Genomic DNA, 21,663 nt, shown 5'->3' on the forward strand with positions numbered 1-21,663 from the left:
GTTCAGCCCGCGGTTTCCGACACTTCCGCCTGCACCGCTTCCTCCTCGGCGCGCACGCGGTGCCGTCCGGCGCGGTTGGAGCGCAGGATCTTGGCGAGGACCATGTTGAAGGTCAGCGCGATCTCTTGTGCGCCAGGGGAATGCCATTCGTGGATCGGGCTGCACGCGCCCTGCGCCTGCTGCACCGCGAGCCGGTCCGGGATCGCGGTCGGCATCACCAGCGAACCGAAGTTCTCGCGCAGTTCCGAGACCCGGAACTGGTGCTCGTACGACCGCACGCGCAGCTTGTTCACGAGCACGCCGATCGGGCGCAGCGACGGATTGCTGTCCTCGCGGATCCGTTCGATCGCCTCGAGCGCGCGCTGCGCACCGGCGACGGCATACATTGTGGGTTCAGTCACAATGAGCGCGCTGTCGGCCGCCACGAGCGCCGATTTGGTGAGCCGGCCGAGCGACGGCGGGCAGTCGATGATCGCCAGCTCGTACGGATCCTCGCGCAGCGGGTGCTGGTGCAGCTCGTCGAGCGCGCGGGAGAGGTTTTCCAGGCGGCGGCCGTCGGAGTCGGGTTCGTTGAGCGACTCCAGCTCCTCGGCGCCGACCAGCACGTCGATGTCCTCGCTCCAGACGCTGGGCGCGATCGCGCGTTCGAGGACGGCCCGCGCGGGCGTCTCGAGCACGTCGGCGAGCGTCGCGTCGGTGAACGGCGGGTCGAGCGAGGTGGTGGCGTTGCCCTGCGGGTCGAGGTCGGCTACGAGCGTGCGGGTTCCCCTACGCAGCGCGGCCGACGCGATACCGAGCGCGACCGTCGTTTTGCCGACACCACCCTTGAGGCTGAGAACGGCGACCGTGTGCACTCGACACAGCCTACGGGCCGTGCGCCGGGGCGGTAGCCCGGAAGGTGGCGAACGCCGCTGCGGCGCCACGCGGGTCACGGCAAGTGACCGGCGGCCATTACCCTGTCGGCCATGAAGACCGACACCGTGGCCGCCCGGGGTTCGGGCGCTGTTCGCCGGGCGCTCGAGGCCGAACTGCGGGCCGCCCGCGCCCGCGGCGTGGAGCAGCCGGTCGTCGTCGACGTCGGCGGCGGGAGCGGCGGCTGGGCGGTGCCGTTCGCCTCGGCCGGATGCCTGGTCACCGTGGTCGAACCGAACCCGAACGCGCTCGCGACGCTGCGCCGCCGCGCCGAGGAGGAGGGCGTCTCCGGCCGGATCACGGTGATCGCGGACGACTCCGACGCACTCGCCGCGCACGTCGAGGCCGGATCGGCGGACCTGGTGCTGGCGCACGGCCTGCTGGAGGTCGTGGACGACCCGCGCGCCGTGCTCGACGCGCTCGCCGCGGCCGTGTCGCCGGGCGGCGCCGTGTCGGTGCTGGTGGCCAACCGCAACGCGGCCGTGCTGCATCGCGCGCTGGCCGGGCGGATCTCCGAGGCGCAGCAGCTGATGGAAGGCCCGGACGGCATCGTCGCGGGGGACACCGTACTGCGCAGGTACGACAGCGCCGGGCTGACCGATTCGCTCGTGGCGGCCGGCCTTGAGGTCACGCTGCTGCAGGGCGACCGGGTGATCTCGGACGTCGTGCCGGGCGGGGTCCGCGAGGACGAGCTGGCCGAATTCGAGCTGAGCGCCTCGGCGGTGCCCGCGCTGCGCGACGTCGCGGGCCGCTTGCACGCCATCGCCCGGCGGGGCTGATCCGCTCCGCTCTGCCGCGGTAGCCGTCCCGGACCACCCGTAAGCGTGGTCGCCGGTGCTCGCGCGCCGGGAATTGTCGGTGGCGGAAGGTAGCGTCCGGAGGCGTGGGGAGAAACGCCGAACTGCCGAGCGGGATGGCCCGCTACCGCGTCACCACGGGCGCGACCGAGCTGCCGGACGACACCGGCTGCTCGATTCTGCACGTGGACATGGACGCCTTCTTCGTGTCGTGCGAACTGCGCACCCGGCCGGAGCTGGCGGACCAGCCGGTCGTCGTGTCCGGCGGCGGCCCGCGCTCGGTCGTCGCCGCGGCGAGCTACCCGGCGCGGCGCTTCGGCGTGCGCTCGGCCATGCCGTTCGCCACCGCCAAACGGCTGTGCCCGCAGCTGGTCTGCATCCAGCCGACGCCCGGGCTGTACGGCGAGGTGTCGCGCGGCGTCATGGGAATTTTCCGGCAGCTGACGCCGCTGGTGGAGCCGCTGAGCCTGGACGAGGCGTTCCTGGACGTAGGAGGCGCACTGCGGCGGCTCGGGACCACTCCGGGTGCGCTGGGAGCGCGGATTCGGGAACGGGTGGAGGCCGAGCACGGGATCACGTGCTCGGTCGGGGTCGCGAAGGTCAAATTCGTGGCGAAACTGGCGTCGGGGATGGCCAAACCGGACGGGATGGTGATCGTCCCTGCGGCCGAGACGCTGGAGTTCCTGCACCCGCTGCCGGTGTCGGCGCTGTGGGGCGTCGGCAAGCGGACGGAGGAACAGCTGCGCCAGCACGGCTGGCACACGATCGCGGACATCGCCGCCACCCCGCTCGCCCGGCTGCGGCGCGCGGCGGGCCGAGCGGTCGGAGATCACCTGTGGGCGTTGGCGAACGGCCACGACGACCGGGCGGTGGAACCGGAGTCGGCGGAGAAGTCGATCGGAGCCGAGCACACCTTCGATGTCGACGTCCTGAACCGCGGCGAGCTGAGCCTGGAGTTGCTGCGCCTGTCCGAACGAGTCGGGGCGACGCTCCGATCGCGTGCGCTGCGCGGGAGGACGGTCTCGATCAAGGTGCGGTTCGCCGATTTCCGCACGATCACCCGAGCGCGCACCGTGCTCTCCCCGACGGACGTGGCCCGCGACATCCACCGCACGGCAGTCGAGCTGCTGACCGAACACGCACCGACGGGAGCGGTCCGGCTGATCGGAGTGCGAGTGGAAGGCCTGGACACCGGCGACGGAGGCGAGCAACTGTCGTTCGCGAACGACGAACCTCGATGGCGCGACGCGGAGGTAGCGGCGGACGTCGCAAGACTGAAGTTCGGCTCGGCGGCTATCCGGCCTGCTTCGCTGCTTTCTCCCCGGGAGGATTGAGGGCGGGGCGTGCAGGAGTGAGGCTGAGGTGGAGAGCGGGCCCTGGCTGGCCTGTTCGGATGGAAACCCCGAGGCTTGCTTCTTCGCCCGTCAATGCCCTGCAGCGATGCTGCGGGACCCGTTTCCGCTCGCCCGCACAGCATCCGTCCGCGCCTTCCTCGAAATCCCGCCCCCGCTGCCTGGCACGGTGTCCCGGGCAAGACCGCCTTCGGGGCCGGGAGCTGATCGCGCGCTGGGAGGTCTCGGCACCGCTGGGAAGCCCAGGCCTGCTGGGCGTGTGGCCGTCGCCGTTCTGGCACCGCAGACGTTCGGACGGCAGCGGCGGGCACGCCCGCACGCGTCCGGGCGCAGGCTTCTCTGTCCGGCCGGGCCGCCTAGCCGGATTCATCCGCCTCGACGGATTCGTGGGCGATTCACCGGAATGACCGCCCAATCGACAATCGATGCCCGGTTCGAGGCGATCGACCAAGGCCCGGAACAGGGTTCGTCGGTCGCGCTGAGTTAGCGGGAGCCGGGCCGTTCGAGCGGTGAGGAATTGCCGATCCCGGATACCTCCGGGTGAATGAATCGCGGACGGTACCGATCGGCGGAAGATCGGCCCGGCGGGGGCGTCGGCAGGGCGGGTGGTCGGCGCGGAGACGGTTTCTCTCCGTGACGAGGGACCCCGCCCGGGGGAGGCCGACGGGGCGGCGCAGGGCCCTGGACTGCGCCGATGGGGGTGACTTCCGTCGCGGTGACGCACTGTCAACCCGCGTTGTGCGGGATTTCCCCCGATTCGATCATTTCCGGATCGGGGATCGGGTAGTCGGACGAGCGCGGGGCTCGTATCCTGGACAGTGCCACCCCGCCTGGGGTTGGCTGTTGGGTCCAGGACGTTGCGCGGCCCGGCGCCCGCGACAGCTGTGCCGGAGGAGGAAAGATGCCACTCTCCGAGCATGAGCAGCGGCTGCTCGACCAGATCGAGCGCGAGCTCTATGCCGAGGACCCCAAGTTCGCATCCACGGTGCGCGGCACCCGGTTGCGCCGACCCGCGCGCCGTCGGCGCATCCAGGGGATCGCCCTGTTCGTGGTGGGCGTTGCGCTGCTGGTGCTCGGTGTGGTGATCCCGGTATTGCGGGTCGCCGACGTGCCGGTGGTCAGCGTGCTCGGGTTCCTCGTGATGTTCTTCGGGGTCATGATGGCCGTGACATCGCTGCGCCACAGCGACAGCGGCGGCAAGAACAGCCATGACGACGGAGGCGGCGGGGGGAAGCAATCCGGCCGCAAGAGCTCCTTCACGCAGCGCATGGAGGAACGTTTCCGCCAGCGCTTCGAAGGCCAATAGCACGACGGCGAATCCGCGCTTCTCCCCTCGGGGCGGAGCGCGGTTTCTCGTGCGCGGGCACGGACTGCACCGGCTAGCGGGACACCGGTTCTCGACCCCGCGTGGGGCGCGGCAAGTCTGACTCGCATGAGCCCGGTCGGGATGCGCGACGAGGAGTTGCGTCGCGCCCCGGGGCATGCGGTGCGGCCGAATACGGCACCGGATCGGGCGAGGTGTCGCAGCGTGCCGGGGTGAGCGGATTCGCCGAGGTCGATCAGAGCCAGCAGGCCGCGCGGAGTTCGGGGAAAACGGCCCCCGAGAGCGGCGAGGGCGCGGCAGTGCAAAGGCTGAGGCGGGACAGCAGTCTGGGATTTGCCGCGGCGGAACGCATCCGGATGGTTTGGCTCGTCCCACCGCACCCAGCAAATGCACCACCGCGATCTGCGCGCGCCGCTTAGGCAAGACCAGGCCGCGCTGGCTCAGGCTTCACACCCCAGCCAACGCGACCCCCGTGAAGCTCACCGTCGTCGGCGAATGACCGATCGAGGGAACAACCGCCCCCGCATCGACAGCGGGGCCGTCCGGCGCAGGCTTTCCCGCAGCTGCCCAAAGGCGGGCTCCAGCGTCGCATCCGGAGTCGCCTCGTCGCTGTACCAGCTGCGTTCCACCGCGCCCAGCACAGTGCGCAAAGCCTCCCGGCCTGAGTCGTCCAAACGGTGGCGTTCGGCGATCTTCCCGCCCGCCACGCGAACCGTGTCGCTGTCGGAGATCGGCAGGTCTCTGTCCGCGCACTCGGCCTTCAGCTCGCGCCAAGCCGCGTCGGCGGCACCGGAGGAGTGCGTGGCGATCGTCTGGAGGTGACGGCGGCGCGTCAGGTCGCGCAGCGCAGCGGGGCCGCCGGTCGCGGCGAGGATCAGGACCACCACCGCGGCGAACCACCATGACACCGTGCCGGCCAGCAGGCCGATCGCGGCGACCAGCAGGACCGCTCCGGTCAGCGGCAGCCACAACGCGGCCAGGTGCAACGGGGTCGGGGCGGCGACCGGGTTTCTGACCAGCACGTTCCCGTCCGGCGTGGCGCCCGGCGGGACGCCGGACGGGGCCATGCCGGGACGCGGGCGGCGGCGCAGGAAGTACGACGTGGCCACGGCGGCGGCGCCCAGAACCGCGAGGGCGAGCGCCAGCCAGGTCATCCAGCTGTCGTCCGGGGTCGTGTCGGCGGGGGTGGCGGGTGCGGCCTGGTCGTGGGTCTTGTCGGCCGACGCGCCGGTCGACGGGGAGGCGGAGCGCGGGGCCGTCGGGAGGTCGTCGGTCGCGTTGGGCTGTTGCGGGTTCTGGGTGTTCTGCTGGAGATACGGCGGGACGATGCCGCGGCCGTCGGCGAGCGGGGTCGGGTCGAAGCTGACCCAGCCCTTGTCGCCGAAGTACGCCTCGACCCACGCGTGCGCGTCCTGCGAGCTGATCGACTGGTAGTCGCCCTTGGAAACGCCGGGAGTGAAGCCGATCGCGACGCGCGCGGGGATGTGCGCGACCCGCAGCATCACCGCCATCGCCGACGCGTATTGCTCGCAGTAGCCCCGTTTTCCCTTGAGGATGAAGTCGGCGAGCGCGTCGGCGTCGGTGGCGTCCGCGGTCTTCGTGTCGTACACGAAACCGTTCTGCGCGCTGAAGTACTGCCACAGCGCGGTCGCCCGGTCGAAGTTGTTCGACTTGCCCGCGGTGAGCTGGTCGGTCAGCGCCGTGACGCGCGGGTCGACCTGGCCGATCCGCGTGTACAGCGCGGGGACCTCGTCGGATTTCGGGGCGGCGTCGCGCAATTCGGCGGCGGTCGGCTCCTTCAGCGACGCGGTTTCCACGTACGCCGGGGCGGGTTCGCTCGTCGTGGTGAACACCGAGCCGCTGACCCGGTCGTACAGCCACTGCGGCGGCACGCCCCGGAGCGCGCGCGGGGCGCCGTAGACCGGCAGCCAGTTGTCGACCCAGCGCGTCGGCTGGATCTGGATCTGCCGAGACACGCCGGTGCCGTCGTCGCCGGGCGCGGCGGGCAGCGTGCTGTTCGCGAGCACGCCGGTCTGCGCCTGGCCGCCGGCGCGCAGGCCCCAGCCCTTGTTCGGCGTGTAGGTGTCCAAGGTGAACGCGCGCATCAGCCGCCGATCCGGGCCGAGGCCGCGGACCTGGAACAGTTCGGTGTTCTGGCCCTGGTCGAGCAGTCCGCGCAGCTGCGTGAACGGCGCGATGCCGAAGCCGCCGGTCCCGTCCCCGTCGCCGCCCGGGCCGGAACCGAACGGGATCTTGCCGACCGTCCCGACCATGGTGATCCCGCCGCCCAGCAGGCCGAGCACGATCGCCGAACTGACCACGGCCACCGGGGCCTGCGCGAGCCGCAGCATGCCGCCGGAGCCGGGCGCGTCACGGTTGCGCCAGCGGCGGTGCCGGTGGTTTCCGTCAAGCGCGAGCAGACACGCGAAGGCACCGGCGCCGAGCACGAACGTCCACCACGGCATCAAGTCGTCCGACAGCGCCGCGGGCACCGCGTACACACAGAGCAGCACGAGCCCGGTCGCCGCGGGTGCCGCCGCGGCGACGGCGAGCGTGTCGACCAGCACCGCGACCAGGCCGATCGCGATCGTGACGAGGCACAGGATCGGCTGGGTGCTGTCGACCGGCGGGAGGCCGGTCCGGATCTGCTCAGCCGCCGCGGTGAGCGTGGCCTGCAGTTCGCCGAAGGCGGTGGGGCCGGGGAAAATCGTGAGCACGCCCTGGGTCGTGAACGCCCCGGTGATGAGGAACAGCAGCACGAACAGCTGCCCGAACCCGGCGACGACGGTCGGCGCGCGCAGCGAACGGAGCGCCAGCCCGGTGCCCGCGACCAGCACGACGGCGACGAAAATGTACCCGAACCACGCCCAGCCGGAGACGACGCTGGTCAGCGACGTGGACGCGCACAGCGTCGCGAGCCCGGCCGCGATCGGCGGCAGCACGCTGCTCCGCCACGCGGGCGGCGGATCGGTGGGCTGCGGGGTCGGGGTGTGCGGGATCGGCGGCGCGCTGGACGGGCGGGGAGCGGTGGTGGTCATCGGATCCCCCTGCGTGCTCGTGCGTGGCGAAGCCGGTGAGAACCGGCATTGCCGCGCACGACGGTCTTCGTCAGTTTCATCGCGTCCCGCCGATCACCGTCGACCGGTGGGTCCCCGCACGGCACAGCAGCCCCCACACCTCGGGCATCGGCGTCCGCGGACCGGCCACCACGACGCCCCAGCCAGCTCCGCGCAGCAGCTCCGCCGACTCCTCGGTCGCCGCGGCGAGGTGGTCCGGCGAGGCCGAACCCGCCCAGGCCGGAGTATCCAGAAGGACGGCGAGACTGCGGACTCCGCGCGCCCGGTACCGCGTCAGCTCGTGCACCGATTCCGCGCTCACCGTGCCCAGGATCGCGATCAGTTCCTGTCCCTCGGCCGGGTCGTGGCCGAGCGTCACGTCTCGCTGGTGCGCGGGCTGGAGCGCGGCCAGCGCGTCGAGCACCAGGTTGTCGTAGCCCTCGCCGCCGTCGGCGGGAGAGTCGGCGAGCGAGATGCCGTGTTCGGTCACCAGCCGGACCCGGTGGCCTGTCCGCCGCAGATGCAGCGACACCGAAGCGGCGAACGAGACCGCCCACTCCAGGCTCGCCGCGGGCCCGCTCCCGTGGTGCGCCGCGGCGCGGTGGTCCAGCAATACTGTCGTGCCGCCGCGCCAAGGGCGTTCCTCGATGCGGACCATGATCTCGTCGCGCCGCGCGGTCGACCGCCAGTGGACCTTCCGCATGTCGTCGCCGGTGCGGTAGTGCCGCACGATCACGTCCGGCTCGCCCTGCCCGGAATGCAGCCGGACGCTTCCGTCGTCGCCCGCGCCGGCCCCGGCTCCGCCGGGCAGCCCCCACAACGACACCGCGCGCGGCACGACGACCAGCCGCGAATGACCGATCAGCTCGCGTTCGAATTCGCACAGCCCGAACGGGTCGGTGATCGTCGCGCGCAACGGGCCCACCTGCTGGATCCCGCGCATGGCCGGGCGCAGCGGATACCGCAGCAGCACCCGCCGGTCGTGCGGCAGCCGTTCGACCACGAACCGCGGGCGGGCGCCCAGCGCGTACGGCACGCCGTCCTCCAGCAGCGCCTCGCCGCCGGGTAGCCGTCCGCTGCGCCACAGCTCCAGGTCGACCTCGCCGGTCGCGCCCGCCGCGACCCGGTCCGGGCGCAGGGAGCGCGCGGCGCCGAGCCGCAGCCGGGTCGCCGAAATGTAGGCGGCGACCAGCAGCGGCAGGGCGACGACGAACACCGCGACCCGCAGCAGGTCGCGTTCGTTGAGCACCAGCGAGCACACCGCGGCCGCGATCCCGGCGGCGAGGAGGCAGCGGCCTCGGGTGGTGAGGCCGGAAAGCGCGCGCAGCATGCGGATTCCCTACTCGGGTAGCGGGACGCGCCTCAGCGGGCCGAGCCCTGGGGGACGGGGAGGCGGTGCAGCACCGCGCGGACCACGTCGGTCGCCGAACGGCGGGCGGCGTGCGCCTCGGTGGTGAGCACCAGCCGGTGCGCCAGCACGGGCACGGCGACCGTGTGCAGGTCGTCGGGCACCACGTAGTCGCGCCCGGACAGCGCGGCCTGCGCGCGTGCGGCCCGGACCAGGTGCAGCGTCGCCCGCGGCGAGGCGCCGAGCCGGATCTCCGGCACCTGCCGGGTCGCCGACACGACGTCGACGGCGTACCGGCGGACCTCCGGCGCGATGTGCACGCCGCGGACGGTCTCGATCAGCCGCAGCATCGTCTCGCCGTCGGACACCGGCTCCAGGTCCGCGAGCGGGTTGTGCCCGGAGTGCTCGTCGACCATGGCCAGTTCGGCCTGCTGGTCGGGGTAGCCGATGGACACCCGCGCGGTGAACCGGTCGCGCTGGGCCTCGGGCAGCGCGTAGGTGCCCTCCATCTCGATCGGGTTCTGCGTCGCGATGACCATGAACGGCGCGCCGAGCCGGTAGGTGCTCGTGTCGACCGTGACCTGGTGCTCCTCCATGCACTCCAGCAGCGCGGACTGCGTCTTCGGCGAGGCCCGGTTGATCTCGTCGCCGACCACGATGTTCGCGAACACCGGGCCGGGCCGGAACTCGAACTCGCCGGTCTGCCGGTTGTAGATGGAGACGCCGGTGACGTCGCTGGGCAGCAGGTCGGGCGTGAACTGCACGCGGCTGACGGTGCAGTCGATCGAGCGCGCGAGCGCCTTCGCGAGCGAGGTCTTGCCGACGCCCGGCACGTCCTCGACGAGCAGGTGACCCTCGGCCAGGAGGGTCACCAGCGCGATCCGGATGACGTCCGGCTTGCCGACGAGGACGCGTTCCACGTTCGCGGCGATCCGGCGCGCGGCGTCGTGCAGTTCGCCGAGCCCGGCCGCCGGGACCGCTGCCAGCCCGTCCGGGGACTCGACCGCCGGGTACGGCGGCTGCCCGGACCCGTTGCCGTGACCTCCGGCGGGGGAAGCGGACTGGATTCTCGACGTCACTCGACCTCCTGGTGGCGCAATGGCTGGGCGGGAACCGGCGGGGATGCGCGCCTGCCCAGCGTGCTCCCCAGTGTGTCAAACCCGGGAGAACCGGGCGGCGGAACCCCGAGATCGTTTCATGGTGACGCCCAGCCACCTCAGCACTCCTTCTTACGGGTGATTATGAGGCATTTTCAGGTGATCCCGCTGACCGTATGCACTGTCGTATGCTCCGAAACGAAGTCGCCCGACCACGGTTCGACGTCGGAAGAGGTGCATCCGCGCATGAGCGAGGCCGAGGCGGAACGGAAAGCCGGGCTCCCGGGACTGTCCGGCGGCCGGTTCGCGGTCACGCCCGAACTGGCGACCGCGACGTACGCGAAGCTGGGCGAGCTGCAGGACGTCGTCGGCGAGATGGTCCGCGAGGCCGCGGTGCTCGGCCGGTCGGTGCCGCTGGGCGGCGGGTACGCCGGCGAGGTCGGCGCTTTCATGGCGAAGTACGGCCTCGGCCGCGACGGCTCGGCGGTCGACAGTCTCACCGCGTTCGGGAAGGAAATCGCCGGGCTGAAGAAACGCATCGGCGGCGCGCTCGAGAAATACCGCGACCAGGACCGCGAAGCCGCCGAAGGCGTGGACTGCACCGGTGGCTGACCGTTCCGCGGCGCGCGCCGCGCTCCTTCTCCTCCCGCTCGCCGGGCTGACGATGCTCGTTTCCTGCGGCCGGATGCCCGGCCTCTCGCACGCCGCGCCCGCCGACGGAGGCCCGCCCGCTCCGCCGCCGTCCTCCTCCGCTCCTTCGCTGGCCAAGCTCGACCCGTGCACGCTGCTCTCGCCGCAGGACCGGTCGTCGGCCGGGCTCACCGGGCAGGGCAAGCCGAAGACGATCGGCGAGGCGCGCGCCTGCGACTGGACGGTCCCCTCGACCTTCGGCGTCACCGTCACCCTCGACGAAACCAACGGGCTGGCCAACCTCGACCTCTCCGACGGCAAGCGCACCAAGAAGGAGGTCGGCTCGCACCAGGCGGTGCAGGTGTCCGGCCGCCGCGGCACGTGCGCGGTGCTGCTCGACGTCGGCGGCGCGCAGAGCGTGCAGGTCGACGTGAACAACGCGAACTTCGCCGACTCGGACCTCGCCTGCTCGCGGGCGGGCGACGTGGCCGGGCTGGTCGAGCCGAAGCTGCCGTGAACCCCGTGCGAGGAGGAAAGTCGTGACCGACACCCCGGCCCCCGAGCCGACGGCCCGGTACGAAGCGTTCAGCCACGCGGCGCTGGCCGCGCAGGCGGTCGACGGCAACGACCCGGCCGCGGCCGGCGAGTCGGGCACGCGGTGGGCCGGGCTGTCGCAGCGGCTCGAGGACTCGCTCGGCGGGCTGATCGCGCTGTCCGCGGGCAGCGAGGAAGCCTGGCAGGGCGACGCCGGCGACGCGATGCGGAAAGTGCTCGGCAAGGCGTCCGGCTGGCTGGCCGAAACCTCCGTGGTGTCGGCGAAGGTCGGGGAGGCCGTGCAGGGACAGGCCGAGGTCGCCGCCCGGGCGCGCGCGGACATGCCCGCGCCGGTGGACTTCGACCCGGCGGCGATGATCCGGTCCGCCGCGGCGAGCGGGGACCTGGTGCGGCTGGCCGGGCTGTCGTCCGCGATGGACGAGCGGCGCGCCGAAGCCGAAGCTGCCCGGCAGAAGGCGATCGACGTCCTGCGCACCCGTGACACGGCGTTGCGCGGACTCCTGCCCGAAGGCGAGTTCCCCGCGGTCCCGCCGCTCGGCGCGGGGCCGGCTTGATCAGCCTGTCGGCGTCCGCGTTCGACATCGTCTGGGCCGACCTCGGCCTCGACGCCCCGCCCGCGCCGCTGGCGGTGCGCAGCGTGGGGGAGACCGACGCCGACCGCTCCGCGATCCGCGCGGAGGTCTACCGGAACCTCGGCGACCGCGGCCTCTTCGACGGCCGTCTCGACGCCGCGCTGGAGAACAGCCTCCGCGTGCTGGCGTCCGCGGAACGGTATGTGGAGTGCGAGGCGCTCGCCGACATGACCGCCGACGAACCGTTCCGCGCGGTCGCCGCTCTTCGCGGACGGAACGCGGTGCTGGCGGTGCAGCCGGCGCGGACGATCGGCGTGCGCGGCATCGGGGAGAGCGAACTGGCCTCGGCGATCGTCGACGTGCTGCCCGAACTCTCGGCCGGACCCGGTTACGGCGTCCGGCTGCCCGCGGCGGGGGAGCCGCCGGGCGGCGCGCAGGGGGAGGAGCTGCGGGCGATCCAGTCCCGGCCGGTGTACGCGGCGGGCCAGTTCACCGTCCACGTCCGCGACCGGGCGGGCAAACTCGCCAGGACCGGCGGGCTGACGTGGTTCGACACGGACGCCGGGGCGTATTCGGCGGTGAGCTCGCCCGGACGCGGCGGGCAGGAGTGGGTGACGGTGTCCCCGGTCGACAGCGCGCGGCTGGCCGAGCGGGTCATGGAGCTGGTGCCGCGCTGACCCGGCGCGTCTGAAGTGGACGGTGGCGGCCGCGCCGGTGTCGCGAGTGGACGGTCGACCGGCTGGCGGCGGACTCGTGCGCGACGATGCCGGTTCTCAGCGGCATCGCCACGCACGACCGCGGTTGGCCGCCGCTTGCGCCGGACTCCCCGCCGAGCCCCACCCGGCTGGCCCCACCGCCAGGCCTCGCCGCGGCTCCCCACCCGCCCCCACGGCGGCCCCCACCAAGCCCCGCTCGCCGTGCGCCGCGCACTTGCCGGACCTCGCGCCGACTCCCCACGACGCCCCCCACCAGGCCCCACCGCGGCTCCCCACCCCGCTCCACCCGCGTCCCCACCAGCCCCCACCGGTTCCCCCACCCGTCCCCACCACGGGTCCCCACGCTGCCGAAACGCGGACGTTTCAGACCTTCCGAGGTTGCGGGAGACCCCGGTGCGGGGGATCTTCGCCACGGTCCCCCCCACCGCGCCCCCACCTGGACCCACCTCCGTGACCTGCGCAAACGCGCCACCCGACGGAGTGGCACGCGCGCAAGACTCGTTGACTGTGGTGAAAAGTGGGGTACGGTGGTGGCCAGTGGGGCGGAAGGGAGCCCCCGAGCCGGGACCGGGTGGGGAGCCAACCGGATCCGGTAGGGAGGTGGAGGCCGGTGTTCCTCGGCACCCACACCCCGAAGCTGGACGACAAAGGGCGGCTCACGCTGCCCGCGAAGTTCCGCGAAGCCTTGGCAGGCGGGCTGATGGTCACCAAGGGGCAGGACCACTGTCTCTTCGTCTTCCCCCGAGCCGAGTTCGAGCAGATGGCCAGGAAGGTCGCCGAAGCCCCGTTCACCAACGAGGCGGTGCGGGCCTACCAGCGCTACCTGTTCGCCGGGACGGACGAGCAACGTCCGGACGGGCAAGGGCGCGTCGCCATCGCGCCGGAGCTGCGCCGGTATGCGGGGCTCAACAAGGAGTGCGTGGTGATCGGCGCGATCACCCGGCTCGAGATCTGGGACGCCCAGGCGTGGCAGGGCTACCTGGACGAACACGAGGACAGCTACGCACAGGCTCGGGAGGAAGTTCTGCCGGGCGTCTTCTAGGAGGCGCCCCGGGCGGACCTGCGTCGTCGGGGGACGCGGGTACGCCGTTCGACGCGGATGCCGTGAGGCCTCTGTCCGCTCTTTGACCCTGGCGCACCTTCCCCGGTGCCAGGTCAGCAAGCGGGCGGGCAGGGACCTGACGGCATCCGCCGCATCTTCCCCGGAAACACTCGCGGCAGAAAGGGGGAAGACATGGCGGACGAAGCCGAGCACGTTCCGGTGCTGCTGGACCGCATCGTCGAGCTGTTCGCCCCCGCGCTGGCGGATCGCGACGCCGTTCTCGTCGACGCGACCGTCGGCCTCGGCGGCCATTCCGACGCGCTGCTCGCCGCGTTCCCCCGGCTCCGGCTGATCGGTCTCGACCGCGATCCGGCCGCGCTCGAGCGCTCCGCGGAGCGGCTCGCGCGGCACGGCGACCGCGTCGACCTGGTCCACACCGTCTACGACGGACTGCCCGAAGCGGTGTCCGGACTCGGACTGTCCCAAGTGGACGGAATCCTGTTCGACCTCGGCGTCTCGTCGATGCAGCTCGACCGCACCGAACGCGGGTTCGCCTACTCGCAGGACGCGCCGCTCGACATGCGGATGGACCCGACCACCGGGTTCACCGCGGCCGACGTGCTCAACACCTACGCGCCCGGCGAGCTGATCCGGATCCTGCGCGACTACGGCGAGGAACGGTTCGCGCAGCGGATCGTCCGCGCCGTGGTGGCGGAACGGGAGAAGGAACCGTTCACCCGCAGCGGAAGGCTGGTCGAACTGCTCTACTCCGCGGTGCCCGCGGCGAGCAGGCGCACCGGCGGGCATCCGGCGAAGCGCACGTTCCAGGCGCTGCGGATCGAGGTCAACGGCGAGCTGGAAGTGCTGCGCCGGGCGATGCCCGCGGCGCTGGGCACGCTGGCGATGGACGGCCGGATCGTCGTCGAGTCCTATCAGTCCCTCGAGGACCGGCTGGTCAAGCAGGCGCTCGCGGAACTGGCGAAATCCCGGACGCCGGAAGGGCTTCCGGTCGAACTGCCCGGGCACGGGCCGGAACTGAAGCTCCTCACGCGGGGAGCGGAGAAGGCCGGCGAGAGCGAGATCGAGCACAACCCGCGGGCCGCCTCGGTACGGCTGCGTGCAGCACAACGGATCGGAGAGCCGCGATGACCGCACCTACGAAGTCCCGCCGCTCGTCGTCGACCGCTGCGGAGCGGGCACCGCGGAACACCGTCGCCGAGACCGACGCTCCGGCGCGGCGGCGCACGACGGCGGCCGAGCGCGCGTACGCCCGGCGGGCGCAGCGGGCCGACCTGCTGCGCCAGCGTGCGCCGAAAAAGCCGGTCGCGGAACCGGAACGGGTCGAAACGAAGACCGTGCGCACGCGGTTCCAGCTGCGCTGGCCGCGCTCGCGCGCGTCGTTCGTGCTCGTGATGATGGGGCTGCTGGCGGTCGGGGTCGCCGCGACGCTGTGGTTCACCACGCAGGCGATCGCCGATTCGTACCGGCTCGAAAAGCTGCGCACGGACAGCGCTTCGCTGATGGAGACGAAGGACCGGCTGGAGCGCGAGGTCGCGAAGGCCCAGTCCCCGGCGTCTCTCGCGCCCGCGGCCAAGCAGTTGGGCATGGTGCCCGGCGGCGACCCGGCGCGCATCGTCGTCGGCAAGGACGGCAAAACGACCGTCGTCGGCGAACCGAAGAAGGCCCAGCCGGACGAGCAGGACACGGCCGCGCCCCCGGCGCAGCCGGCCGCTCCGCCGGAGGGCGGCATCGAAGGCGACCTGTCGGGCACGCCCGCGGGGACCGCAGGAGGGCAGTGATGGCGGCAGGCGGCAACAGCCGTTCCCGGGCGGCGGGCAGCGCGCGGCGGACCTACGCCGCGGGCACCCGCCGCGCGGTCGCGAAACGGGGCAACGGCGGACAGCGCAGCCGGTTCTCCGCGGTGCGCATCATGCTCGTCGTGCTGATGGTGGTGGCGGGCGCGAAACTGGTGCAGGTGCAGTGGTTCGAGGCCCCCGCGCTGTCCGCGGCGGCCGAACGGCAGCGCACGCTCACCATCGACATCCCGGCGCAGCGCGGGTCCATTGTGGACCGCAACGGGGCGAAACTGGCGTTCAGCGTGGAAACCCGCACGCTGTCGGTGAACCTGCGCGCGCTGCACAAGACGATGGACGAGTACGCGAAGAAGTACCCGGACAAGGGCCGCACCTTCGAAACCGAGGTGGCCGGCGCGGCGAAGCTGATCGCGCAGAAAGTCCCGCACCTGACGACGGAGGCCGAACAGCTGGCACTGCTGCACAAACAGCAGTCCTTTACCTACCTCGTCGACAACGTCGAGCCTTCGGTGGCCGACCAGATCGTCAAGAAGTACGCGTGGATCAGCGTGGAGAAGCGCGCCAAACGCGAATACCCGGGCGACAACCTCGCGTCGAACATCGTCGGCCTGGCGAACTGGCGGATGGACGACCCCGACGTGTCGAAGCACAACCTGCACGGCGTGATCGGGCTGGAGAAATCGCGCGACGCGGACCTGGCGGGCACGCCCGGCCGCGAGATCGTGAACACCCAGAACGGCAACGACAACCTGTACCTGCCGGGCACCGAGCACGTGCTCACCGCCGCCGTCCCGGGCTCCGATCTGGAGCTGACCATAGATTCCGACCTGCAGTTCGAACTGCAGCGCCAGCTGGCCGACTACGTCGCGAAGGCGAACGCCAAGGGCGGCCAGGCGGTCATCATGGACGCGAAGACGTCCGAGGTGTACGCGCTGGCCGACGCGAGCACGTTCAACCCGAACGACCCGTCCACGATCAAGGACGACCTGCTCAACAACCGCCCGGTCACCACGCCGTACGAGCCCGGTTCGGTGAACAAGGTGGTCACCGCGACCGCGGCGATCGACGACAAGATCGCCACGCCCACCTCGACGCTGGAGGTGCCGGGCTCGATCAAGGTCGCCGACCGGACCGTCCACGACGCGTGGGTGCACGGCACGCAGACGTTCACCACCACCGGCGTGTTCGCGAAATCCTCCAACGTCGGCACGCTGGAACTCGCGCAGCAGGTCGGCCCGGACCGGTACCTCGCGCTGCTGAAGAAGTTCGGCATCGGGCAGAAGACCGGCATCGGCCTTCCCGGCGAGAGCTCCGGTTACGTGCCGCCGCGCAAGGACTGGTCGGCGTCCACGTTCGGCAACCTGCCGATCGGGCAGGGCCTTTCGATGACCGTCGTGCAGATGGCCGGGATGTACCAGGCGATCGCGAACGACGGCCTGCGCGTCGAGCCGCGGATCGTGAAGGCGAAGAAGAACCCGGACGGCACGGTCACGCCGGAAGCGCCGCCGAAGACCGAGCGCGTGGTCAGCCCGGAGACCGCGAAAACGGTGCGGGACATGCTGCGCGCGGTGGTGCAGAACGCGAAGAGCCCGAACGCGGGCACCGCGCCCTCGGCCGGGCTGGAGGGCTACCAGATCTCCGGCAAGACCGGCACCGGCCAGCAGATCGACCCGCGCACCAAGGCGTACAGCTCGAGCCTGGCGAACATCACCTTCGCCGGGATCCTGCCCGCCGACCACCCGCGGTTCGTCGTCGGCATCCGGCTCGACGCGCCGGACACCACGTTGCCCGCCGGGCATTCCGCGGGCCCGCTGTTCCACTCGATCGCGTCGTACCTGTCGCAGCGGTACCAGATTCCGCTGTCCGACGGCCCGTCGCCGGTGGTGCCGCTCGTCGTCGGCTGACCGCCCCGGCCGCTTCGGTTGTCCGTGAAGGGCTCCTTGAGGGAATCCGATTCCCACAAGGAGCCCTTCACGCATTTCCGCGGGGGCCGGGCGGTCGCGGCTGGTGTGCACCGCACGGCGCGTCGGGTGCGTTCACTGCGGCCGACATAGCGGCCAGGCGGCGAATGCGGACGCACCGCAGGCGGCGGATCCGGGCCGGAACGCGCGCCGATCGTCCACACGGGCCGGTGCGGCGCCGGGGAAAGGGTTGCGCCGCAACGATCTTGACCGCCCCGCCTACCACACCCGGGGCGGGGGCGCGCGTTCGCCGTACCGCGTTGGGTCACCCGGATCCGGCCTCGGTAACCTCTCCGGCGTGTCCGTGTCCTCGTCCCAGCCCCGAAGCGGGCCCGCTGCCGCGTCGCTGCCGGACAGCCCGGCCAAGGCGGCCGCCGCGCCGCCCCGCCCGGCCCGGATCGACCCGGTCCCGCTGGCCACTCTGCTCGCCCGTGCGGGAGCCCGGCTGATCGCCGACCGTCCCGAGGCCGCCGACCTCACCGTCACCGGCACCACGCTGCGTGCGCAGCACGTGCTCCCCGGTGACCTGTTCGCCGGCCTCCCCGGAGCCCGCGCGCACGGCGCCGACTTCAGCGACCAGGCCCTCGCCGCCGGAGCCGCGGCCGTCCTGACCGACCCGAGCGGAGCCGACCGGCCCGCGCTGCGCGACGCGCCGGTGCCGGTCCTCGTGCACCCGGACCCGCGCGCCGCGCTCGGCGAGATCGCCGCGTGGATCTACGGCGAGCCGTCGCTGAGCCTGTCCGTGCTCGGCGTCACCGGCACCTCCGGCAAGACCACCACCTCCTACCTGGTCGACTCGGGCCTGCGCGCCGCCGGCCGCACCACCGGCCTGATCGGCACGGTCGAGACCCGGATCGCGGGCGAGCGCCTCGCCAGCGGGTTCACCACGCCGGAGGCCCCGGACCTGCAGGCGCTGCTCGCGGTGATGCTGGAGCGCGGCGTCACGCACGTGCCGATGGAGGTGTCCAGCCACGCGCTGGCGCTCGGCCGGGTCAACGGCACCCGGTTCGCGGTGGGCGCGTTCACCAACCTGTCGCAGGACCACCTCGACTTCCACAAGGACATGGAGGAGTACTTCGCCGCCAAGTCCCTGCTGTTCGACGGCCGGTCGACCACCGAGGTCGTCGTGGTCGACAGCGCGTGGGGGCAGGCGCTGCTCACGCCGCAGACGGTGACCGTCTCGATCGAGGCCGGGACCGACGCCCTGTGGCGGGCCGCCGACATCGCGGCGACCCCGGCGGGGGAGCAGACCTTCACGCTGCTCGGGCCGGACGGGATCGGCCGCGCGGCGAAGATCCCGCTGCCGGGCACGTTCAACGTCGCCAACGCGGTGCTCGCCGCGGCGATCCTGGACAGCGCGGGCATCGACGCCGACGACATCGTCGCCGGGCTCGCCGCGGTGGAGGTGCCCGGCCGGATGGAGCGGGTGTACCTCGGCCAGGAGTTCACCGCGGTGGTCGACTACGCGCACAAACCGGCCGCCGTGGCGCAGGGCCTCGACGCCCTGCGCGCCCGCACCGACGGCCGGATCATCACCGTGCTCGGCTGCGGCGGCGACCGCGACACCGCGAAGCGCCCGATGATGGGCGAGGCCGCGGTGCGCCGCAGCGATCTGCTGATCGTCACCGACGACAACCCGCGTTCGGAGGACCCGGCCGCGATCCGCGCCGCGATGATGGCCGGCGCCCGCGCGGTCGGGCCCGCGGCCGGCGGCGAGGTCGTGGAGATCGGCGACCGGCGCGAGGCGATCGCGTCCGCGGTGTCGCTCGCCCGGCCGGGGGACATCGTCCTGATCGCAGGCAAGGGCCACGAGACCGGCCAGGAGATCCAGGGTGTGGTGCACCCGTTCTCCGACCGGGACGAACTGGAGGCCGCCATCCGCAAGCGTCTCGAGGTGACCGCGTGATCGAGCTGAGCCTGGCCGAGATCGCCGACGTCGTCGGCGGCAGGCTGCACCGCACCGACGGATCCGCCGTCGTGACCGGCAGCGTCGAATTCGACACCCGCGAGCTCGGCCCCGGCGGGCTGTTCCTCGCCCTGCCCGGCGAACGCGTCGACGGGCACGATTTCGCCGCGAAGGCGGTCCAGGCCGGCGCGGCCGGCGTGCTGGCCGCGCGCGAGGTCGACGCGCCCGCGATCGTCGTGCCGCCGCTGCCGCCGGGACAGGGCAACGCCGGGTCGGTCGCGCTGACCGGCGACAAAGACGGCTCCGGCGCCGCGGTGCTGGCCGCGCTGGCCAAGCTGGCCCGGCACGTCGTCGACCGGCTGGCGGCGGGCGGGCTGACCGTCATCGGCGTCACCGGCTCGTCCGGCAAGACCTCGACCAAGGACGTCATCGCGCAGCTGATCGAGCCGATGGGCCCGACGGTCGCGCCGCCCGGGTCGTTCAACAGCGAGCTGGGCCATCCGTGGACCGCGCTGCGCGCCGACGCGTCGACCAGGTTCCTCGTGCTGGAGATGTCCGCGCGCGGCGTCGGGCACATCGCCGCGGCCGCCGAGACGACGCCGCCGCGGATCGGCGCGGTGCTCAACGTCGGCAGCGCGCACGTCGGCGAGTTCGGCTCGCGCGAGGGCATCGCGAAGGCCAAGGGAGAGCTGGTCGAGGCGCTGCCGGAAGACGGCCTGGCGGTGCTGAACCTGGACGACCCGCTCGTCTCGGCCATGGCGAGCCGCACGAAGGCCCGCGTCGTCGGCGTGGGGGAGTCGGCCGGGGCGCAGGTCCGGGCCGCCGACATCACCGTCGACGACGAGGCCCGCCCGTCCTTCCGGTTGATCACGCCCGAGGGCGAGGCCCAGGTGACGCTGCCACTGCACGGCGAGCACCACGTCGGCAACGCGCTGTCGGCCGCCGCCATCGCGCGCGAGCTGGGCGCGACCACCGAGGAGATCGCGCAGCGGCTGTCGTCGCTGCAGCGGCGCTCGGAGCGCCGGATGGACGTCACCACCCGCGCGGACGGCGTCACCATCCTCAACGACTCGTACAACGCCAACCCGGAATCGGTCCGGGCCGGCCTGAAGGCGCTCGCCTCGATGAGCCGCTCCGGCCGCCGCGCGTGGGCGGTGCTCGGCGTGATGGGCGAGCTGGGCGAGGACTCGGTGACCGCGCACGACTCGATCGGGCGGCTCGTGGTCCGGCTCAACATCGAGAAGCTCGTCGTGGTCGGCCAGGACGCGGCCGCCATGCACCAGGGCGCGTTCCAGGAGGGTTCCTGGGGCGAGGAGTCGGTGCTGGTACCCGATGTCGAGGCCGCCGTCGCCGTGCTGCATGATCAGCTCCGTCCCGGGGACGTGGTGCTGGTCAAGGCGTCCAAGGCCGCCGGTCTGTGGCGGGTGGCCGAGGCGCTGCTGGCCGAACCCGGGAACCTCTCTTCCTCGTCTTCCGAACGCTCGAACGGTGGTCACGCGTGATCAACATCATGATCGCGGCCGCGGCGGGTCTGCTGGTCTCGATCCTGCTCACGCCTTACCTCATCCGGGTCTTCTCGCGGCAGGGCTTCGGCCAGGAGATCCGCGAGGAAGGCCCGCAGGGGCACAAGTCGAAGCGCGGCACGCCGACCATGGGCGGCGTCGCGATCATCATCGCGATGGTCGTCGGCTACTTCGTCGCGCACCTGATCACCTGGATCGGCAACTCGCGCTCGGCCGCGCCCTCGGCGTCCGGCCTGCTCGTGCTGATGCTCGCGGTCGGGCTCGGCGTGGTCGGTTTCCTCGACGACTTCATCAAGATCCGCAAGCAGCGCAACCTCGGGCTGAACAAGACCGCGAAGCTGGTCGGCCAGCTGGTGGTCACCATCCTGTTCGCGGTGCTGTCGCTGCAGTTCAAGGACGCGCAGGGGCTCACCCCGGCGTCGCAGAGCCTGTCCTACGTCCGCGACCTGGCGCTGATCACGTTCCCGTCGGTCGTGTTCGTGATCTTCTGCTACATCGTCATCTCCGGCTGGTCGAACGCGGTGAACTTCACCGACGGCCTCGACGGCCTGGCGGGCGGCGCGGCGGCGATGGTGCTCGCGACGTACGTGGTCATCTCGTTCTGGCAGGCCCGGCTCTCCTGCTCGACCCAGCCGCTCCCGGCCTGCTACGACGTGCGCGACCCGCTCGACCTCGCGGTCGTCGCGGCCGCCGCCACCGGGGCCTGCATCGGGTTCCTGTGGTGGAACGCGGCTCCGGCGAAGATCTTCATGGGCGACACCGGGTCGCTCGCCCTCGGCGGCCTGGTCGCCGGGCTGTCCATGACCACCCGCACCGAACTGCTCGCCATCGTCATCGGCGGCCTGTTCATGGTCGAGATGATCTCGGTGGTCACGCAGATCGCGGTCTTCCGCACGACGCGGCGGCGGCTGTTCCGGATGGCGCCCTTCCACCACCACTTCGAGCTCGCCGGGTGGGCGGAAACCACGGTGATCATCCGGTTCTGGCTGCTCTCGGCGATCTGCTGCATGTTCGGGCTCGGGCTGTTCTACAGCGAGCAGCTCAACTTCGGAGGCTGA

At 72.2% G+C, this 21,663-nt stretch carries 18 protein-coding genes; 14 read left to right on the forward strand and 4 right to left on the reverse strand.

Annotated elements, in window-relative coordinates:
- Window positions 1–2: 2 nt before the first annotated feature.
- Window positions 3–854 (reverse strand): ParA family protein, encoded by an 852-nt coding sequence (locus tag DMP23_RS10785; RefSeq protein WP_037812467.1) that lies wholly within the window; start codon window positions 852–854, stop codon window positions 3–5.
- 111 nt (window positions 855–965) lie between these two features.
- Here DMP23_RS10785 and DMP23_RS10790 point away from each other — a divergent pair, with 111 nt between their 5' ends.
- From DMP23_RS10790 to DMP23_RS10800, 3 genes are all read left to right on the forward strand, one after another.
- Window positions 966–1,691: a methyltransferase domain-containing protein gene (locus tag DMP23_RS10790; protein ID WP_134669146.1), complete on the forward strand. Its 726-nt coding sequence runs from the start codon at window positions 966–968 to the stop codon at window positions 1,689–1,691.
- Between the two features lie 134 nt (window positions 1,692–1,825).
- Window positions 1,826–3,043 carry a DNA polymerase IV gene (gene dinB / locus DMP23_RS10795; RefSeq protein ID WP_337824383.1) on the forward strand — a complete coding sequence of 406 codons (1,218 nt, stop codon included), beginning with the start codon at window positions 1,826–1,828 and terminating at the stop codon, window positions 3,041–3,043.
- A 919-nt stretch (window positions 3,044–3,962) separates the two neighbouring features.
- Window positions 3,963–4,367: a DUF3040 domain-containing protein gene (locus DMP23_RS10800; RefSeq protein WP_043827044.1), complete on the forward strand. Its 405-nt coding sequence runs from the start codon at window positions 3,963–3,965 to the stop codon at window positions 4,365–4,367.
- Between the two features lie 497 nt (window positions 4,368–4,864).
- Here the strand turns inward: DMP23_RS10800 and DMP23_RS10805 are convergent, their stop codons facing one another.
- The 3 genes from DMP23_RS10805 to DMP23_RS10815 form a co-directional block, all read right to left on the reverse strand.
- Window positions 4,865–7,423, reverse strand: a complete 2,559-nt coding sequence (locus tag DMP23_RS10805; protein ID WP_337820947.1) for a transglutaminase family protein — start codon at window positions 7,421–7,423, stop codon at window positions 4,865–4,867.
- A gap of 76 nt (window positions 7,424–7,499) precedes the next feature.
- Window positions 7,500–8,771, reverse strand: a complete 1,272-nt coding sequence (locus tag DMP23_RS10810) for a DUF58 domain-containing protein (protein ID WP_337820948.1) — start codon at window positions 8,769–8,771, stop codon at window positions 7,500–7,502.
- Between the two features lie 32 nt (window positions 8,772–8,803).
- Window positions 8,804–9,868 (reverse strand): AAA family ATPase, encoded by a 1,065-nt coding sequence (locus tag DMP23_RS10815; RefSeq protein ID WP_443111257.1) that lies wholly within the window; start codon window positions 9,866–9,868, stop codon window positions 8,804–8,806.
- Between the two features lie 264 nt (window positions 9,869–10,132).
- On the opposite strand from DMP23_RS10815, the gene DMP23_RS10820 reads away from it, so the two are divergent.
- The 11 genes from DMP23_RS10820 to mraY all read left to right on the forward strand — a co-directional run bounded on the left by DMP23_RS10820 (window position 10,133) and on the right by mraY (window position 21,663).
- On the forward strand, window positions 10,133–10,498 hold the full coding sequence (locus DMP23_RS10820) for a hypothetical protein (RefSeq protein ID WP_337820949.1): 366 nt from the start codon (window positions 10,133–10,135) through the stop codon (window positions 10,496–10,498).
- Window positions 10,491–11,033: a DUF3558 domain-containing protein gene (locus tag DMP23_RS10825; protein ID WP_240690919.1), complete on the forward strand. Its 543-nt coding sequence runs from the start codon at window positions 10,491–10,493 to the stop codon at window positions 11,031–11,033. The genes DMP23_RS10820 and DMP23_RS10825 overlap by 8 nt, the downstream gene beginning before the upstream one ends.
- A gap of 22 nt (window positions 11,034–11,055) precedes the next feature.
- A complete protein-coding gene (locus tag DMP23_RS10830; RefSeq protein WP_037812454.1) occupies window positions 11,056–11,625 on the forward strand; it encodes a PPE domain-containing protein in 570 nt (189 codons plus the stop codon).
- A complete protein-coding gene (locus DMP23_RS10835; protein WP_037812452.1) occupies window positions 11,622–12,320 on the forward strand; it encodes an ESX secretion-associated protein EspG in 699 nt (232 codons plus the stop codon). Before DMP23_RS10830 ends, DMP23_RS10835 begins: the two co-directional genes overlap by 4 nt.
- A 649-nt stretch (window positions 12,321–12,969) precedes the next feature.
- Window positions 12,970–13,401 carry a division/cell wall cluster transcriptional repressor MraZ gene (gene mraZ / locus DMP23_RS10840; protein ID WP_009080393.1) on the forward strand — a complete coding sequence of 144 codons (432 nt, stop codon included), beginning with the start codon at window positions 12,970–12,972 and terminating at the stop codon, window positions 13,399–13,401.
- 192 nt (window positions 13,402–13,593) lie between these two features.
- A complete protein-coding gene (gene rsmH, locus DMP23_RS10845) occupies window positions 13,594–14,550 on the forward strand; it encodes a 16S rRNA (cytosine(1402)-N(4))-methyltransferase RsmH (RefSeq protein ID WP_337820950.1) in 957 nt (318 codons plus the stop codon).
- On the forward strand, window positions 14,547–15,200 hold the full coding sequence (locus tag DMP23_RS10850; RefSeq protein WP_134669154.1) for a hypothetical protein: 654 nt from the start codon (window positions 14,547–14,549) through the stop codon (window positions 15,198–15,200). Before rsmH ends, DMP23_RS10850 begins: the two co-directional genes overlap by 4 nt.
- A complete protein-coding gene (locus DMP23_RS10855; RefSeq protein WP_134728571.1) occupies window positions 15,200–17,119 on the forward strand; it encodes a peptidoglycan D,D-transpeptidase FtsI family protein in 1,920 nt (639 codons plus the stop codon). Before DMP23_RS10850 ends, DMP23_RS10855 begins: the two co-directional genes overlap by 1 nt.
- Window positions 17,120–17,522: 403 nt before the next feature.
- Window positions 17,523–19,082 carry a UDP-N-acetylmuramoyl-L-alanyl-D-glutamate--2,6-diaminopimelate ligase gene (locus DMP23_RS10860; RefSeq protein WP_238608300.1) on the forward strand — a complete coding sequence of 520 codons (1,560 nt, stop codon included), beginning with the start codon at window positions 17,523–17,525 and terminating at the stop codon, window positions 19,080–19,082.
- Window positions 19,079–20,584, forward strand: coding sequence for a UDP-N-acetylmuramoyl-tripeptide--D-alanyl-D-alanine ligase (locus tag DMP23_RS10865; protein ID WP_037812446.1), 1,506 nt, complete (start codon window positions 19,079–19,081; stop codon window positions 20,582–20,584). Before DMP23_RS10860 ends, DMP23_RS10865 begins: the two co-directional genes overlap by 4 nt.
- Window positions 20,581–21,663, forward strand: a complete 1,083-nt coding sequence (gene mraY / locus DMP23_RS10870; protein ID WP_037812444.1) for a phospho-N-acetylmuramoyl-pentapeptide-transferase — start codon at window positions 20,581–20,583, stop codon at window positions 21,661–21,663. The genes DMP23_RS10865 and mraY overlap by 4 nt, the downstream gene beginning before the upstream one ends.

The sequence above is a fragment of the Amycolatopsis sp. A1MSW2902 genome (assembly GCF_017312175.1).
GTDB lineage: Bacteria > Actinomycetota > Actinomycetes > Mycobacteriales > Pseudonocardiaceae > Amycolatopsis > Amycolatopsis nivea.